Origin of the sequence: Collinsella sp. AF19-1LB, from assembly GCF_003459655.1 — a bacterium.
Classification (GTDB): Bacteria; Actinomycetota; Coriobacteriia; order Coriobacteriales; family Coriobacteriaceae; genus Collinsella.
Window position 1 is genome coordinate 1 of record NZ_QRWO01000017.1, and the last position, 15,201, is coordinate 15,201.

Below are 15,201 nucleotides of genomic sequence, written 5' to 3' on the forward strand. Positions count from 1 at the left end.
TTGACCACTTTGTGCCGACATCCATCGCGGCCTTCACCTTAGAATATGCGGGAGACGCCTCGCCCTTCGCGGCGATGTCCTCGGCCACGGCCTTCTGCTCACCGAGCGTCCAGTCCTTCGCGTCCTTGGCGACGGCCGCCTGGACGGTCGCGGAAGCGGCACCGGTGGAGCCTCCGCCGGATGCGCCACCGCTCTCGGTGCCAGCGCTTGTCCCGCTGTTCACCGTATTGCCGGCCAGGTTGAACTGGTTGCGGATGGCGCCGGCAACGCCCTGGCCTGCGAACACGATAACCAGGCCGATAATCGCGATTAGCAGAACATACTCGATGATTGACTGGCCTCTGAGGCGGGTCGTCTTAGGAGCGACCCCCCCCCCGAGGCGAAAATGCCGCTGCATGCATATGCGGCTCCCTTCGCTCAGGGTTGGTAGATACGAGCCAAGGGTAGGGGTGGCGTAGGTTTTTGGGGTGGTCTTGCCGCTGCGGCACTCCAAGCAGCTCGGTACCTCACTTAGAACAGCAAACGGGACGCCTTTCTTGGCGTCCCGCAGTACAGCAACTTGTTATTATTCTCATCCCACCAAGGCTCTCTGAAGCAGCGCCACGCAGGTCGCTTCTTCTCACTCACCCACGAAAAAAGCCGTGCCAGATGAAATCACCCGGCACGGCGCCCCAAACACGATGGAGGGCGAGACAGGAAAGCTCTAGAGCATAACCCTCCATCTGCCCGAGTATCCCAAACGGCGAGAGGTGGCAACCCCTCGTGCCGCAAAGGCACACCTCAACGCTCCAAGGCAACTTCCACCTCATCCGCCTCAGCTTGGTCCCCATACACCTCTGCCAGTTCATCGAGCGAGACCGACGGCCCGTCCTGCTCACGCACCGTAACTCCGCGACGTTCATCCATATCTTGGTCGGCGTTGAGCCTGATTCGTCTAGAGACCTCATCGCCTGTCACACAGCTGGGCAGCTGATCGATGCAGATGGCGAGCGCGATGAGATAGTTCGTGTCATGCTCATCCACGACCTCCTCGAAGACGTTGTAGGGGATCATGGTAGCGGCACCAGAGTCGGCGGCAAGTGCCTCGGCAAACCGTGCCGCATCGTGCGCATCCCCAAGCGACCCGCGCTCCTGAATCGCCCCACCGCACGACCAGATTCCCGCCTCGTCGCGACTCCAGATCGTCACCTGTAAATCCCACCCGCGAGCAAGCGAGGAATCTTCGACGGCGTGGCAATCGACGAAGATAGGGGAGCGCTCAGGCTGCTTCACGACCCATGCGGCGCTATGGTGTACGAGGTCTTCTTTAGCCTTTTCCAGAAAATAGGGCTGATGGTGGGTTCCCATGTCGACTCCTAACGCTCATCGCTCGAAAGTTCGCAGTCCGCACCGCGCTCGTCCCGGCAAACAGGTTCAACGCTTACAGACCTTCCGTCCTCACGCCCGAACTGTTCATACATGTCAGGCGTGATATAGATGCCGAAACGCTCGGCGAGTTCCTCCTCGATACCCAGACCAGCATGCTCCACACCCACCGCGCACACGCCATCGGGCAGATTGAGTTCTCCTTTGCCGGCATGCTTGACATCGATATCGCCCCACGCATGGCCGCGGTGAAAGGTGGTGAGCTGGAGCGTGTACCCCGGATGGGACGTACGTGAGAGCATGTGCGAGACCCCGCGGCCGCTCGACCAGCAATACGCATCCATGGCGCCGTTCACGAGTCTCGAGAGCATGGCCGTCTCCTTGACCGTGTTGCGGGCGATGATCTCATCCGCCGCTTCAAAATCCCCAGACTTATACGCCACGATAATGAGATCCCTGACGGGCTCGAAATCGATTGGGTGGATGTTGCCGAAATTATCCATGGGTTGACTCCAACAGTTAATCTAGATGCCTACATGCAGGAGCTCCATTGCGCGGTCGCGGTCGAATGAGGCGGTGAGCTTGCCGAAGCGCTCGATATAGCCGATATGCTCGAGCCTCTTCACCAAGCGGCGGAACGGTTCATATTGCACGCCCGCCTGGTTGGAGAGCTCACGGATGGTAACGCGCTGCCCGACCGATTTCTCGAGCGCATCGATTGCCGCCATGTAGAACTCGCGCTCCGAGGGCGTCAGCTTGAAATGGCATGGGTCGCAACGGTCCGAGATCTTATCGACGGCCGTATCGGCGCGGCGGTACGCCTCGGTCGTGATGTGTCTCCCCGAGGCCTTCTCGAGGAGTGCGGAAACCCTGAGCAGCTGCAGCGCGGTGAGGGGGAGGGAGAAGTCGCCGCCGGTCGCGCTGACGGAGCATTTCTTGACGATCAGCTTTGCGATTTCGGTGGACGGCACTAGATTGAAGGACGAGTAGCCGCCGTCCAGCAGGTAGAGCTTGGCGAGCATCTCGACAAGCTCATCGCGGCTGAGGGTTATCTCGCAGGAGCCTTTGGCTATCATCGGAACCTCCTAGGCGATTGCCACGTTGCCAGACGGATCGAACTCGATGAGCTTCTTGACCTTGAGGGAAGTCAAAATCGACTCGAACGTGGACTCGACCGGCGCGGTGTTGATGTTTTCCCGAAGCTCGGCGCGGCTGACGGTATGGTCCCTGTTCTCGTATAGGTAGAAGAGCACCTGCTGTTCGGTCCTCTCGAAGATGTTGTCCTGTTCGTTCATCTTGTCTCTTTTCTCAGACGGCTCTATTTGCGGAACAGGATACGGGCATACGCGCGAACGCCGCTTTTCTTGCCGCAGCGGCACGCCTTCCGAAGGCGACGGAATCCCTATCGCTCCGTCAGCGGGGCCATATCGCCGAGATTGTCGCTCGCACAATACTCGTCCATGCGTTCCGCGATGTCGTCCAGCCCCTCTTCGAGCCTGAACCCCTCGGGGACATCGAGCGCACCGATGGAGCAGAGCTGGGTGATGGTCAAATCGAGATAGTCCCTGCCGCCGTCCTTTGACATTTCACCCAAAAGGGAAGGGGAGTTCTCAAGGTCGGGGTCCTTGATGGCCGCGTCGATGTTCCAATCGTTCGCCTCGATGCCCCTGCCCTCGAGAATGTCCGCCACGTCGCTGCGCGTCCATTTGACGGTGGCGTCCTCGATGATTTCCGGGTCGGCGATATCCCATGCGGCAGACAGGTCATCGACCTGCACGGCATCCCCCGACCACTCTCCGGTCTTGCCGTCATACCCATTCACGACTGCGAACGGCTCGTCTCCGCCGCAGAACAGAATCGCCGTCGAGCCGAACCTCACGAGCTCGACGTTTCCCTTCGGATCTGGTTTGATTCCGGTTTCCCGGATATCGATATCCATTTCGTCCCTCCTATAGTCAGGCTTTGACCCTTCCGCTACGCCCATACGCTTGCGTTGATTCGAGCTCGACGGCCTCCATGAGGTCGTCGAGCGACTCCATTCGCCCGTTGCCGCAGAAATCCCAACCGAAAATCGAGCAGATGTCCCGCTCGACGCCCGCGATATCGCCGCTCATCTCCGCCATGCGCACGATGAGGTTCTCAGCGGGCATCCCTCGCCGCATGCGCAGGCGCGACATCTCCCGGGCGAGCTCCGCATCTTCCATGGCGATGACCCTATCGCTCAGCGATTTGGATACGAACAGGACCCCGTATTTCCCGCCGCCGTGTGCCATGTGCGGGTTCTCGTCGAGGACCAGCTTGCCGTCTTCCACGACCAGCTCGAAATCCCGGGCATCGTCAACGAGGCGATAGCGCCCGCAGGCGAGATCGGACGCGAATTCGCCGACGCTGCGTGGCTGCGCCCTAGTGAAGGATTCGGTATCCGAGAACAGGTACTCGCAAAGGCCCGAGGCCGTATCCTCGAGGATCACGATGCGCCCCGTCGTGTCGATATCCTCGAGCATGGAGCAGACGTTATCGGTCGCGCTGGAATCGTAGAACTCCGCCTCGGACTCGAGGTCCCTGCCGAAGGCATCGCGGATGACGCCCCGCGCGAACCCGATATCCGAGCGCAGCTCGTCATAGACAGCCTTGTCTTCGCCAGCCGTCCGCCACGCGCTGTCCAGAATTTCATCGATAAGCCCGCCTGGAATCTCGACATCTGCAAAGTGCGAAGGGTCGGCGATTCGCGAGACGGCTTCGCGTGCCCAGCTCGCACCGATATCGTCGGCGAGCTCCTTGATTCGAGCAGGGCCGCTCGCCAAGACGACATGCCTGTCCGGTTGAGACGGGACCGCCGGCTCAGCTGCTTTGATCGCGATGGCCGCGAGGTTGCCGAGGTTGATTAGCCCATGGCTGCCTACCGCCTTTCCCAGAACCATCTCGTAGCTTTCCTCCTGGGGGATATCCCTCATCTCGCGAATCTTTTCAACAATCGAAAAAAGCCCGCTTGGGATGGCATAGATTCGCGCGGCTGCGGTGGCGCCGCCGTCACCTGACAAGATGAGCTGCCCGTTAGGCTCCGGGTAAAGGCGCTCCGAAGCCTCAACGCAACCGGAGATGAAGGCACCAGCGGCCGATCCGTTCCGTTCCACCGTCCACGAATCGCCTCGGCGGCAGAGAAGCGTCGCATCGGGTACCTTGAACCCTTCGAGAATGTCTATGGGTATTTCCCGCACCATCGCCGCTCCAGTCGAATTCGAGAATTACGCATACGTACATTCTGACTTTACGACCCCAAACGGCATCTAGCCCCCGCGGGGACAGAAATAGACCCGGACGGCCCGCCCGTCGGTCTCTAGAACTCGACGTCCTCGTCATAGAGATCGGGCTCTGGCCCCGCGATCACGAAGGGCCGGTCGCCCTGCCACGCATCCGCCTCGTCGCTCTTGGCGTCGCAGAGGTCATTCAGCGGCGCATCCTCGCCGCCGCCCTGCTGGTAGAACGCCAGAGCCGCGGCCTTGCTGCCCTGGCGTGTGGCCGCCCCATCGCGGTCCTCGAGCATCTTTTTGGCCTCCGCGGCGGCGGGGGACATTTCCGCACCTGAGGCAACTAGTTTTTCCTCGTAGTCGCGAGCGTTGAGCAGGCGTGCATCGTAGGCGTCCTCGATGCCGGCGACCAGGGCTCCCGCGCTGAACTCCCGAGGGCTACGGTAGTCATAGTCGAAGTTGTCGCGGGAATCCTCGCCGCTGACAGGATAGACGCGGACAGGCAATTCAGTTTGGAAGCTCGCCGTGAAGGGCTTACCGGACTGCGCATAGGGCAGCTGCCTGTCCGTGAGGAACTTGCTCACAATCATGCCGCCGAGGTCTTGGTTGCCGACCATGGTGTGGGGAGGCAGCTTGCACAGCAGGAAGTTCTTATCGGGGCCGTCCTCAACGGGAACGGTCTTGACCTTCATATCGCAGGGCGCGAAGGTGAGTCCCGTGTATTTGTAGCTCGCGGCACGGTGCGGCTCCGGCTTAGCGGCCTCCTTGCCCTGATAGGCCGCCGACACGGCAGCGGCCAAGTCACTCGGCATGATTGCCGTCTCGCCCTCGCCGGGATAGTCGATGCGTTGATTCTGCTCATCGTACTTGAAGAAATGTACATCGCGGTCGGAGCGGAAACCGTACTTGACCGCCTTTCCGGCATCCTTGTCCTGCTTCATGAACTCGCGGGCGGGCATGGAGACCTTCATGCCGGAAAGGTCCTTACCCCCGACAACGGTACCCTTCGGCATCGTCATGTTGATGCGCAGGCGCTCGTTGCCGTTGCGATCCGTATACGGCTTCACACGGACGTCCTTGTTCTCGAAGCTGATATTGATGTACTCGGGTTTCTTCGACTCGAATTCGTTTGCCATATCCTTCTCTGTATTCTTCTTATTCTTGTTCTCCTTGCCCTCATCCTGCCCGTGGGTTTCCACAGCCTTCGAATCGGCGGGTTCTGCCTCGCGAGCAGCCACCTCATCGCGGACGTCTTTGCGCCTGGATGCGGCATCGACTTCCGGCTGAACCAAGTCGCCTAGACTTATCGTCTTACCCGTAGGTTTCCTGACGGTCTCGATATGGATGCCGCCGTAGCCGTCCTCCAGGGCGCGGTCGACCATGCTCTCGAGTTTCATTCGCATTTCGCTTCCCTCGGGAAGGGACTTGATGGCCTCCTGCACGCTGATCGCCGCATTTTTGAAGCCAGCGATGACCTTCTCGCAATCGGGGGCGACGTCGACTTTCTCGACACTCTTTACGGGATGCTCCTTGCGGTCGAGTGCGACCTCGCCGCGGACGATGTCGATGATGTCGTGGTACCCGTAATCGAGCTGTCCGCTGATTCGCGGCCTGACCCCGCAATCCCTGAGAAAGGACCTGAACTGAGCAAGGGTATGCTCGGTAAGGCTGCCGCTGGGGACAAGCTCGTACTGGGCGGCGTCCAGCTCAAGCGCCGTCTCGATGGCGGCACGGTAGAAGGAGTCCTCGCGGTTGCCCTTATAGCTCCAGAAGCTATCGACTACAGGTCCGCAGACGATCACCGCATCCAGATCGGGGTCGATGGAGCGCTGGTTACGTTCGGCCTGCATGGACGCGAGCTCGACACAACTTTCGAGGGAGCCGTCCGTGAGCCGGATCGCCCGCTCATCGCCGCCCAATGCAGCGAGCTCCATCTCTCGGCGGCAGGACGGTACGGCGGCGGTACTGTAGCCCATCTCCGCAAGGGCGCCTGCGGTGAGATTGCCGAGCGTGTTGGTATTCGGGCCGTGCAGGTTGATGACCAAGGCCATGATGGCTCCCATCGTTCTCGCATTTCATATACGATTCAAAGTATGGGAGCCAATGGCCACCTGATGATCTATGGGACGGAAGTAGAAAGTGGGTCGCCCGTCTTTACCGGTAGTCTCCCGCGACACCAAAAAAGGGGCGCACCCGCAAATCGGCCGCGCCCCTTTTGCAATAAAGTCGAAACCTAGTAGTTCGCGAGATGTTCCGAGGCGTCGAGCATGGGAAGGCCGACGCCCTCCATGCCGTACCTCATCGATTCGGACACCTCGGTCTTCTCATCGCAAAGCGAATCAATGCTCTGCTCGCGTCCGACCGCCTTGTCGGGATCCATATACGGCTCGGTCGCCACGGACACGACCAGTTCGGCGAGCTCGCAATTCTGATCGATTGCGGCGGGCAGCTCAATTTCCTCGATATCGCCCTCGAACCCATCGGGACGGAAAGGCTCCAAGATAACCGAGTCATAATCCTCGGTATCGCGAGAATTGTTCGGGCGGTAGAAGTAGCAGGACTCGCCCTCGACCGTCACCGTTCCTTCGATGAAGTTGTCGTCGTTCGTGCAATCGATCTCGACTTGAATATCCGGCACGCCCGTGCGGATGCATTCCTCCGCCTGCGCCCGATTGGCGTTGAGGGTACGTTCCTCGGGTTCGATGCCGAAACGATCCGCCATCGTTTCGAGAAGCTCGGGGACTGACTGCGTGCTGATGACATCGCTGCCGGACAGGAGCATAGCCAGGCTGCCGAGGTCGACATCGTTGGAGCGGTCCCGCTCGGCAGAGTCGATAAAGGTCGGCTGAAAGGCGATGGGGTCGACAACAGGTCCGCTGTAGGGGATGTCAACTACGTTCTCGAATCCATGGAACAGATTCTCGTAGGCAAGCTCGGATGGGAAGACGTTGAAGACGCACGTGTCGCGGTCATGAAGACCGAGCGGGTCGTATTCAGTGGTCGTGACGAGGAGGTTGAACTCGGGAAAATAGCTCACCGTCTCACTCGACGTGAGCTTATCGAGTAGCTCCTTGGCGTCCGCCCCGACCGGACGCTCCGATATCTCGGAAAGCGGCTTGCCGTGCGACAGTTCAAAACTCTCCCGATTCGACATCAGGTGTTTTTGGTAATAAGAGGCGCGACGTACCATATCGGAAATGCTGCCGGCAGTGATGGTCGAACTCCACGAGAACAGGCGGGACAGCATATCGATTCGGCGGTCGTGGAAGGTGAATCCATCGGAATCCTGCTCGTATGAATCGATGATGGCGAGGGCCTTGCATTGCCCGCCCTCGAAAACCATATCGGATACATAGTCGCAGCCTTTGAAGAACTCACCGCTAGCGATCTCGTGGGTTTTGACGTTGAAGATGGCGGTCTGCCGTGTCTCCGGCTCTTCGCTCGGATCGAAACTGGAGGTGACTGCGAGAAGGTTGAACTCGGGGAAGAACGTCATGTTGTCGTCCTTGACGAGCATCTCGAGAAGCTGATCCTTGTCCTGGAAGCCATGGACTCTATACATAGCTACTCTCCGATTTCCGAATTGTCGTGATTGTTATATTCCTGGTCGCGATTGTCCGCATCGACATCCTGCGCAAGAGAGGCAACCTCGCAACGATCCTCGCACATATCGTCAAGGCTCTCGCCAAGCCCAACCACACTGTCGGCAAACTGCTGGCAAAACTCATGCGCCTCGCTAAGATCGGCGCAGAAACGACCGTTACCGCAGTCATGCCCATTGGTGAGAACCTTAGCATCGTAGCGTGCGCCCTGCTCATAGGCGAACGAATCCTTCTTGACCTCAGTAATCTGGAACTCGGTTTTCACGCCATCGTGATGCATGATGTATTCCTCGGCGGGCATATCGAGTGCCTTCTCGGCAAAACGCGGGCGGGAGCACATCTCGGGGTTGTCCCACAGGTCATGGATGAATGAGCTCTCATCTCCCTCTCGGTAGACGAACCCCATCGCCTCGATGCCATCCTTGGGAAGATGGAACCCGTCAACTGCTAGGTAATCCAAATAGAGGCGCCCGCCCTTGTCGGTCAGCTGGCGCATCTCCGCGCAGGCGTGTGCACCGAGGATTTCACAGATCGGGGCGTATCCGTCGGGAAGCGCACCGGTCAGGATCAGCGAACCGTTTTCATCCCAGATGCCATCGATTTTGCAGTCGGCGAAGATGTTGTCCCCGCTGGTATCGGACGGAGAGGTGTCCATCGCGTCAACGAAGTCCTCATAGACGGTGAATACGCAGGGCGTATCGCCATATCCATTGCGACCGCCCTTGACGAGAATCGGGTTTCCCCAGTTGTCGTTGATGAACTCAGATTGACCGATGCGGTCGGTATCGAAGAAATTATCGAGCTGATTGACCACTTCAAGGTAGCTATCGCCGACTCTTCCGATCATCCTATCGAAAACGATGCGCTGCTTGGGCTCAATCTCGGCATGCTTCTCGATGGCACGGTCGTTTTCCACATCGAAGCCCATCTTCTCGAGGGCTGATGCGATGTATTTACATTCCGAAGCCTCATTGGCAAGTGTCGCGCAATATGTCTCGCTGCAAAGCTCAACGTTGAACAGATTGTCTAGCGCCGCGATTTCAGGATCCTTGAGTACTTGCTTCAGGGAGTCCATATTCTTCTCGCAAGCGTCCGTCAGCTTGTCTGCACGTGCGGTTGAGAGCCTGCGCCCGTTCTCCTTGAAAAACGTCGCCTGCACCTCCTTGGTGCTGGCGCCATTGGCGTACGCGTTATAGCTCTTGGCTGTGGCGTACGCCACCTCTGCGATACCGATCTTCTCCGCATCGGTATCGTTCCAGCTGGTACCGTTGAAATTCGAGAAGCAAAGTGTTGCCTTTTTATCACCGCGGCTCAAATTGACCTCGATGTCATTGCCATGGTTATGGGAGGAACAGTCCACCTCGTTGATGATCTCAAACGGGTCTTTCGCATCGACAAACAACTCGACATCGGAGCTGACGTCCATAAGCTCATATCGGCTGGCACCCTCGAGCCAATCGATGATATCGTCGATGTTGTCGCGGGCATCTTCGAGCAGGCTCTCGTTGCTGACGGCCTCGAGGTGCCCATATCCGTTGAAGCGGTAGCAGTCGGCATCCGACTCAACGTGGCGGCTCTCGCTGAGAGCGGTCTCCACGTCCCAGCCGCAGAGCTTAGCGGCTTCCTCCACGGAATCATACGTATCGAAATGGCCGTACTGGTTTGCGGTATCATACGCTTTCGCGCAGTCCAGCAAATCGCTATCGCTTGCCTCATTGAGCAGGTAGTCTTTCAAACCGATGCGGTTCATAGTTCCTCCAGACAGTCAGGGTGGTCACACTCGAATCATCGCGCTCGGCACAAGCTGGAAATCCCAACGGGACACAAGTAGCTCTCGTGATTGCGTAAACGACTTCTACATATGCGAACTAGATTTATAGCCGTATGTGCTACGAACCCTTCCTCATCCGCATATCCCCCTGCTTTTCCTCGTTCTTATCCTTCTTTTTATTTTTCTTCTTCTTATTCTTCTTATCCGTGTAGCTCGGTAGCGCCTTATGCGCCTACCGAGCTACACACCAAGCCGAACCGTCAACGGTTTGCGTCCCCACGCTCCCCAAGATCCTCTTCGGCATCAAGCGAAGCTTCTTCGGTCTTCGCACTAACAAGCTCATCGAGCGACTCAGTGGCCTCGGGCTGCGCCTCGAGCTCGGCAAGGGCATCATCGACCTTCAACTCAACCTCCAGAAGCGTGAGCATCGAAGGCATGGTGAGTGTCTCATCGCCGAAAACCTTCTCAACCGCCTCGCTGGGCACATCGAAGAGGTAGCCGTCCTCATCGCGGAGCGTATCGACACCGGCGGGAGCAAGTTCATGGAACGTCAGAAGGGTCGGCGGTTCGCTGAGGACCTTACACGCAAGGGCTCCGCCGCACTCACCCCAGTCTGCACCATCGCGTGTAAAGGGGTGCTCATCGGGGATTGTATCGGCATCGCTGAGAAGGAAATAATCCCGTTCCCCCTCGGCACCGTACATGCGCTGCACGGCGAAAAACACCTGGCACTCCGAAGGTCGCTTTCCCCGATCGTCCATGGGAAACATAATGTCATCCAATGCAGCGAAGCATGCATCGATGATGGCATGCTGAACTGTCTCATCGTCCTCCGGATATTTGCTTCGAATCTCACCCCCGAAGGGCATGAAATCGTCCATCTTGTTCTCAATCTGACTCATAGCAGGTCCTTTCAAAGCGGTTTACCGCTTCCATACTCGATGTTTGCCGTCCACTGGCGCAGCAACGGGACAGAAGTAGCCCCACACCGCCAAGGCACCCAACTGCCTACTCGCCCTCTGTGAGCTTGCTTGGCATGATCGTCAGCAGTACCGCGCCGCCGCATTTGAATTTGATTTTCACGGGTGCCTGCAGGTTGTCGATATTCCAGATGGCAATCCCGCACGCAGTCTGCCCCGGTTCGACCTCGACCGACTCGGGGTTCCGATAGTTGCCCTCATCATCGTACAAAGCCCCGAATTGCAGGGTATCTCCATTTTGCGACGCAGACAGCATATCGATTGGCGAGATGATCATCTTGGTGTCTGAATTGTTCGTCAGCAGCAGGTCGCAGACGAGTACCTTCTGCACTCCGAGAGAACCGGACGAGGTTCCCGTCTCCGTTGAGGAATTGACCTCCCAAGACCCGCGTCCCAGGCGATATCCGACAACGCTGATATTCACCGAGGAATCGCCCAGTTCCGCACTCGCAGATTGAATGGTGTTTGATTGACCGCTCTGTATGCTTGCTCCGCAGCCAGCGAGACCCGCACCAAAACCGAAAACGGCGACAGCCGTCATTGCGGAAACGATAATTCGCTTCATGTCTTCATCCTGTCTATCTCGAAAGCCGCTTGGGGTACGGCCTATGACACAATGATAGCACGGCGATAAATTGCAGAAAGATTATCGGCTCGCCGTCGGAAATGCCCACAAGATCTATCGCTAGGCGAAGTAGGTGAGAACCAAGCCGAGAACCAGACCCGTCAGGTTGCAGACACAATGCGCGATGATGCTCGAGCTGATCCCGTCGCGCTGACTGAGACCGCCCAAGACCAAGGCGCAGACAAGGGCATATGCCGACTGCACGACATTGAAATGGAAGCAGGCGAACAGCACGGCTTGGATGAGGTTCGCAACCCAGAACGGCAAGCCGCACCGCTCCAATGCCGCCAGCGAGACGCCGCGAAAGCACAGCTCCTCCGCAACCGGATCGATAACGCAAAGCCGTAGCAGATAGGGGAGTGTGATGGCGACCGTCGCCGCGGTATCGATTTTAGAGACTATCGCGATAGTGCCGATTGAGACGGCTTGCAGCAAGACCCCGGCACTGACTGCGGAAAGCGCGGCAACCACCCCGAGGCGGCTGAATCCAAGACCGAAGAACCGATACAGCCAGGCCATGGCCGCAAGTGCGACCAGCGATGAGATGACATGCGCGGCATCTTCGGGCAGACCCACCGAAAGGGTTATCAACCCCGCGCCAAGAAGCGAGACACCGAACAGCGCGGGCGCGATGAAGACAATGCGCAGGGGGATACCATTACCTTCGGACTCGACTTCGACTTGGTTCACGCGAGCCCCCTCGCAAGCAGACGCCTACCGATGGCACGGCCGCCTTTCACGCAGGCGATGATACCGCCCGCTGCGAGCGCCGCAGTTGCAGCAAGTGCGACGACCCCGAGGGCCACGGTACCGGCATCAATTACAACCTCATCCTCAAGGGCTTTCTGCGCGATATAGCCCGAAAACCCGATAGACCCCAGGCATGAGAGCCCCGCCGCAAGCGCATCGCGCTCCGTACCATCCCACGTTTCAGTGCGGGGCTGGACGGAGAACAGGAACCCGTTCGCCAAATTGGCGAAGTCACCGACCTCAAGACCATTGGTCTCGAACAGGGGGCGGACGAGCCGAAACGCCTCGCCGTTATCTACATGTCTGCCGCAATCGGGCTTCCTGAGCACGATTACCGTGACCTCATTCGCTCTACCCATTGTACCCCTCGTGTCGCGACACCCTAATTCACCGTTCATTTCCGTTTCCCCTTCTCGTCGAACACGAACTCGATCTTGCCCGATTTGTCCGCAGCCAGCCTGAGCTTCGCACTGAATTCCTTACCGGTTTTCGACTTGAACCCCGAGATCTTCCCGGTTGTACCGCCCTCGAGCAGCTTTCCGAGCTGAGCCGCCGTCAGCTTCTTGCCCGCGACCGTCTTCCAGATGGTGAACCCGCATCCCTCGGTCTGGACCCAACTGCCGCCCTTATCGCGCTTGCCTTTGTTGGACGAGCAGCTGCACGCCTTCGCACCGGAACCTCGGTCGATGACGTCTGCACCGCATCGCGGGCATTTCCCGACGACCTTGGACCCAACGGGTCCCAAGCTGCCGAGCTTCTCGCCGTTTTTCTTCATGACCTCGATATCGTGGACAACCATATCGGTCACGGAGTTCACCACATCGTCCGCATCCAGCTCGAACCTGCCGACAGCCTCCATCTGGTTGAAGAGCCTCTCGGTGGCTTCAGGCGACGCTATCTGACACCCTCCGAGCAATTTGTAGGACACCGCGCCGCAGTCGGTGAGGGACAACGTTCCCTTCTTCTCCCTCATGAGGGCGCGGTCCTCGTCCTTGGTGATCTCGGCGAGCGTGCTGGTTCGCGTGGCGCCCGTGCCTACGTTGTACTTCTCGAGGCGCTTCGTGAGCCATTTCATGGTTGGCTTCTGCGGGCGCTTGTTGGCTCCCTCGAAACAGAAAGGCGTGGCAATCTTGCCGAATTCGGCGGTATTCTCCTTCTCGGCACCCTCCTGGGCTTCCTCCTGCGATGCATCGGAATCGAAAATCGCCTTGAAACCCCGCGACAGCGGTATCTGCGTCGAGCCCGTGAACTCGGGAAATTCCTTCACGTGCGCCTTCACGAGCTCATACTCATAGTCCTCCGCGAGCATCGACAGGTAGTTCTTGGCGAGCACGACGTAGATATCGCGGGCGCACTTGCCATATGCATCGAGCGCGGCGAGGGCAGTGGGAACGTTCAGTCCGGGTCGGTTGGCTCCGTGTGCACCGCCCTCCTTGACATGCGTCTTGCGGACGGTCCTGTGGGAGCAGATAGCGGGATCGACCCCGACGACCCCGCAGATCCTGTCAACGAGGGGCAACAGCTCATTGAACTGCTCGGGCGTGATCTGCTTGTCCTCGGTGCGCGGGTAGCTGACCACTTGGTCCTCATACATTTTCTGGTAGCAGGCCAAGACATCGGCGGGCTTGTGTCCGCGGCGGGCGAGGATGCCCGATAGCCCTGCGAGGTCGAGCAGCTTGCCGGGTGCGGTATGCTTCTTCGCCCTCGAGTCCTCGACCACGGCCGACTCATGGAGGACATTCAGGTCGACCTTGTCGGCGCTGTCGTGACGCCACGTGTCCCCGTCCTCATAGGTACGTGCGAAGACGTTCCCGTTCTCGTCGCGGAAACGCGCCTCGAAGAACGGCTTCTTGACATAGCCGTTGTACGCCTCGAGCTGGTCGCCCGTGAGCTTCACCATGACGGATTTCAGGCGCCCCTCGCGCACGACCGTGCGAAACCCGTGGTCGCGGGCGATGCAGGTCGCGGCACGCACGAACTGCATAGATGCGAGGTCCCACCGCTCACGCACGTGGGCCTTGACAAAGTCTCCGTCCTCCTCCATGGCCGCGAGCATCTTACGGCCCTTGAAGGCCTTCTGGACGCTCGTGGGAGCCTCGTCGGTGAAGTACATGCGGCTCGTCTTGCCGTGCCAGCCGCACTTCTCGAGCGCCTCCCATGCCAAAAGCTCACCCTCGCCGGAAGGGTCCACATCGGTCGCGATGCAGACCTCGTCCACACCCGTAAGCTCCCGCTTCAACTCGGAAATGACATCAGAGCAGCCCTTGAGCACGCCCTTCTTCCATGCGAATTGCCCGAGGTCCCAGGGCAGCCCTTCCAGCGACCATTTCTGCATGGCTTCGGACTGCTCGGCAGGCACCTGCTTGTCGGGCGGGAGCAGCCCCATGACGTGTCCTCTAAGGGCGCAGATTTTATACTGCACGCCGGCATAGGAGCCGGAGGTCCCGCTGAGCGCCTTTGCGAAGTTGCGCTTAGCACTCGGCTTCTCTGCGAGTATGAGAATCATTGCGGCTCCTTTCACGGGAGGGGAGGGTAGTAACTGGACTCTTCTTTTTACAGGCGCAATCGATATCTCGCGCTTTCAGCACGGCTCGGAGCATCGGCCCCTCATCGCTTCCCATGAGCCAGTCGCAGGGTACCCCCAGTGCCAGCGACAGGCGCAGGATGCATTCGTAGTTCGGCAAGCGCGTCCCCGACAGGTACTTCTTGAAGGAGTCCTTGCTGATGCCGCAGACGCGGCCGAGCTGATACAGGTTTTCGTAACCGCACGCCTCGGCGGCCCTGCGCAGGCGCACCTTGAAGCGGGCCTTGCGCAGGGCAACCGTGCGGTCGGTATCGGGATCGACCGCAACCATGGCTA

At 59.0% G+C, this 15,201-nt stretch carries 16 protein-coding genes; all 16 read right to left on the minus strand.

Annotated features, from left to right (window positions below; translation table 11 throughout):
• Positions 1 to 397, minus strand: a 397-nt coding sequence (locus DWX39_RS06120; RefSeq protein ID WP_147336378.1) for a hypothetical protein, incomplete at its 3' end; no start/stop codon positions are given.
• Positions 398 to 780: 383 nt separating this feature from the next.
• Positions 781 to 1,347 carry a hypothetical protein gene (locus DWX39_RS06125; RefSeq protein ID WP_117758844.1) on the minus strand — a complete coding sequence of 189 codons (567 nt, stop codon included), beginning with the start codon at positions 1,345 to 1,347 and terminating at the stop codon, positions 781 to 783.
• A gap of 8 nt (positions 1,348 to 1,355) precedes the next feature.
• The gene (locus DWX39_RS06130; RefSeq protein WP_117758845.1) at positions 1,356 to 1,868 is read right to left on the minus strand and encodes a hypothetical protein; all 513 of its coding nucleotides are present in this window, start codon (positions 1,866 to 1,868) and stop codon (positions 1,356 to 1,358) included.
• 21 nt (positions 1,869 to 1,889) lie between these two features.
• Complete coding sequence (locus DWX39_RS06135) at positions 1,890 to 2,441, minus strand: hypothetical protein (RefSeq protein WP_117758846.1); 552 nt, start codon at positions 2,439 to 2,441, stop codon at positions 1,890 to 1,892.
• A gap of 9 nt (positions 2,442 to 2,450) precedes the next feature.
• On the minus strand, positions 2,451 to 2,660 hold the full coding sequence (locus DWX39_RS06140) for a hypothetical protein (protein ID WP_117758847.1): 210 nt from the start codon (positions 2,658 to 2,660) through the stop codon (positions 2,451 to 2,453).
• Between the two features lie 107 nt (positions 2,661 to 2,767).
• Positions 2,768 to 3,304: a hypothetical protein gene (locus DWX39_RS06145; protein WP_117758848.1), complete on the minus strand. Its 537-nt coding sequence runs from the start codon at positions 3,302 to 3,304 to the stop codon at positions 2,768 to 2,770.
• 16 nt (positions 3,305 to 3,320) lie between these two features.
• Positions 3,321 to 4,499, minus strand: a complete 1,179-nt coding sequence (locus tag DWX39_RS06150; RefSeq protein ID WP_147336379.1) for a hypothetical protein — start codon at positions 4,497 to 4,499, stop codon at positions 3,321 to 3,323.
• Positions 4,500 to 4,702: 203 nt separating this feature from the next.
• Positions 4,703 to 6,664: a hypothetical protein gene (locus DWX39_RS06155; RefSeq protein ID WP_117758850.1), complete on the minus strand. Its 1,962-nt coding sequence runs from the start codon at positions 6,662 to 6,664 to the stop codon at positions 4,703 to 4,705.
• A 182-nt stretch (positions 6,665 to 6,846) separates the two neighbouring features.
• Positions 6,847 to 8,175, minus strand: a complete 1,329-nt coding sequence (locus tag DWX39_RS06160) for a hypothetical protein (RefSeq protein WP_117758851.1) — start codon at positions 8,173 to 8,175, stop codon at positions 6,847 to 6,849.
• Between the two features lie 2 nt (positions 8,176 to 8,177).
• Positions 8,178 to 9,965 (minus strand): hypothetical protein, encoded by a 1,788-nt coding sequence (locus DWX39_RS06165; protein ID WP_117758852.1) that lies wholly within the window; start codon positions 9,963 to 9,965, stop codon positions 8,178 to 8,180.
• A 281-nt stretch (positions 9,966 to 10,246) separates the two neighbouring features.
• Complete coding sequence (locus DWX39_RS06170) at positions 10,247 to 10,888, minus strand: hypothetical protein (protein ID WP_117758853.1); 642 nt, start codon at positions 10,886 to 10,888, stop codon at positions 10,247 to 10,249.
• A gap of 106 nt (positions 10,889 to 10,994) precedes the next feature.
• Positions 10,995 to 11,531: a DUF5067 domain-containing protein gene (locus tag DWX39_RS06175; RefSeq protein ID WP_117758854.1), complete on the minus strand. Its 537-nt coding sequence runs from the start codon at positions 11,529 to 11,531 to the stop codon at positions 10,995 to 10,997.
• A gap of 120 nt (positions 11,532 to 11,651) precedes the next feature.
• Positions 11,652 to 12,281, minus strand: coding sequence for a CPBP family intramembrane glutamic endopeptidase (locus tag DWX39_RS06180; RefSeq protein ID WP_117758855.1), 630 nt, complete (start codon positions 12,279 to 12,281; stop codon positions 11,652 to 11,654).
• Positions 12,278 to 12,700 (minus strand): hypothetical protein, encoded by a 423-nt coding sequence (locus DWX39_RS06185; protein WP_147336380.1) that lies wholly within the window; start codon positions 12,698 to 12,700, stop codon positions 12,278 to 12,280. Before DWX39_RS06185 ends, DWX39_RS06180 begins: the two co-directional genes overlap by 4 nt.
• A gap of 35 nt (positions 12,701 to 12,735) precedes the next feature.
• On the minus strand, positions 12,736 to 14,847 hold the full coding sequence (locus DWX39_RS06190; RefSeq protein ID WP_117758857.1) for a DNA topoisomerase: 2,112 nt from the start codon (positions 14,845 to 14,847) through the stop codon (positions 12,736 to 12,738).
• On the minus strand, positions 14,813 to 15,196 hold the full coding sequence (locus tag DWX39_RS06195) for a helix-turn-helix domain-containing protein (protein ID WP_117758858.1): 384 nt from the start codon (positions 15,194 to 15,196) through the stop codon (positions 14,813 to 14,815). Before DWX39_RS06195 ends, DWX39_RS06190 begins: the two co-directional genes overlap by 35 nt.
• Between the last annotated feature and the right edge of the window lie 5 nt (positions 15,197 to 15,201).

Excerpts from the sequence above, each read along its gene's own strand:
- DWX39_RS06170 (WP_117758853.1), bottom strand. The coding sequence starts at position 10,888 with ATGAGTCAGATTGAGAACAAGATGGACGATTTCATGCCCTTCGGGGGT.
- DWX39_RS06165 (WP_117758852.1), bottom strand. The coding sequence starts at position 9,965 with ATGAACCGCATCGGTTTGAAAGACTACCTGCTCAATGAGGCAAGCGAT.
- DWX39_RS06125 (WP_117758844.1), bottom strand. The coding sequence starts at position 1,347 with ATGGGAACCCACCATCAGCCCTATTTTCTGGAAAAGGCTAAAGAAGAC.
- DWX39_RS06135 (WP_117758846.1), bottom strand. The coding sequence starts at position 2,441 with ATGATAGCCAAAGGCTCCTGCGAGATAACCCTCAGCCGCGATGAGCTT.
- DWX39_RS06175 (WP_117758854.1), bottom strand. The coding sequence starts at position 11,531 with ATGAAGCGAATTATCGTTTCCGCAATGACGGCTGTCGCCGTTTTCGGT.
- DWX39_RS06160 (WP_117758851.1), bottom strand. The coding sequence starts at position 8,175 with ATGTATAGAGTCCATGGCTTCCAGGACAAGGATCAGCTTCTCGAGATG.
- DWX39_RS06155 (WP_117758850.1), bottom strand. The coding sequence starts at position 6,664 with ATGGCCTTGGTCATCAACCTGCACGGCCCGAATACCAACACGCTCGGC.
- DWX39_RS06195 (WP_117758858.1), bottom strand. The coding sequence starts at position 15,196 with ATGGTTGCGGTCGATCCCGATACCGACCGCACGGTTGCCCTGCGCAAG.
- DWX39_RS06185 (WP_147336380.1), bottom strand. The coding sequence starts at position 12,700 with ATGGGTAGAGCGAATGAGGTCACGGTAATCGTGCTCAGGAAGCCCGAT.
- DWX39_RS06130 (WP_117758845.1), bottom strand. The coding sequence starts at position 1,868 with ATGGATAATTTCGGCAACATCCACCCAATCGATTTCGAGCCCGTCAGG.
- DWX39_RS06140 (WP_117758847.1), bottom strand. The coding sequence starts at position 2,660 with ATGAACGAACAGGACAACATCTTCGAGAGGACCGAACAGCAGGTGCTC.
- DWX39_RS06190 (WP_117758857.1), bottom strand. The coding sequence starts at position 14,847 with ATGATTCTCATACTCGCAGAGAAGCCGAGTGCTAAGCGCAACTTCGCA.
- DWX39_RS06145 (WP_117758848.1), bottom strand. The coding sequence starts at position 3,304 with ATGGATATCGATATCCGGGAAACCGGAATCAAACCAGATCCGAAGGGA.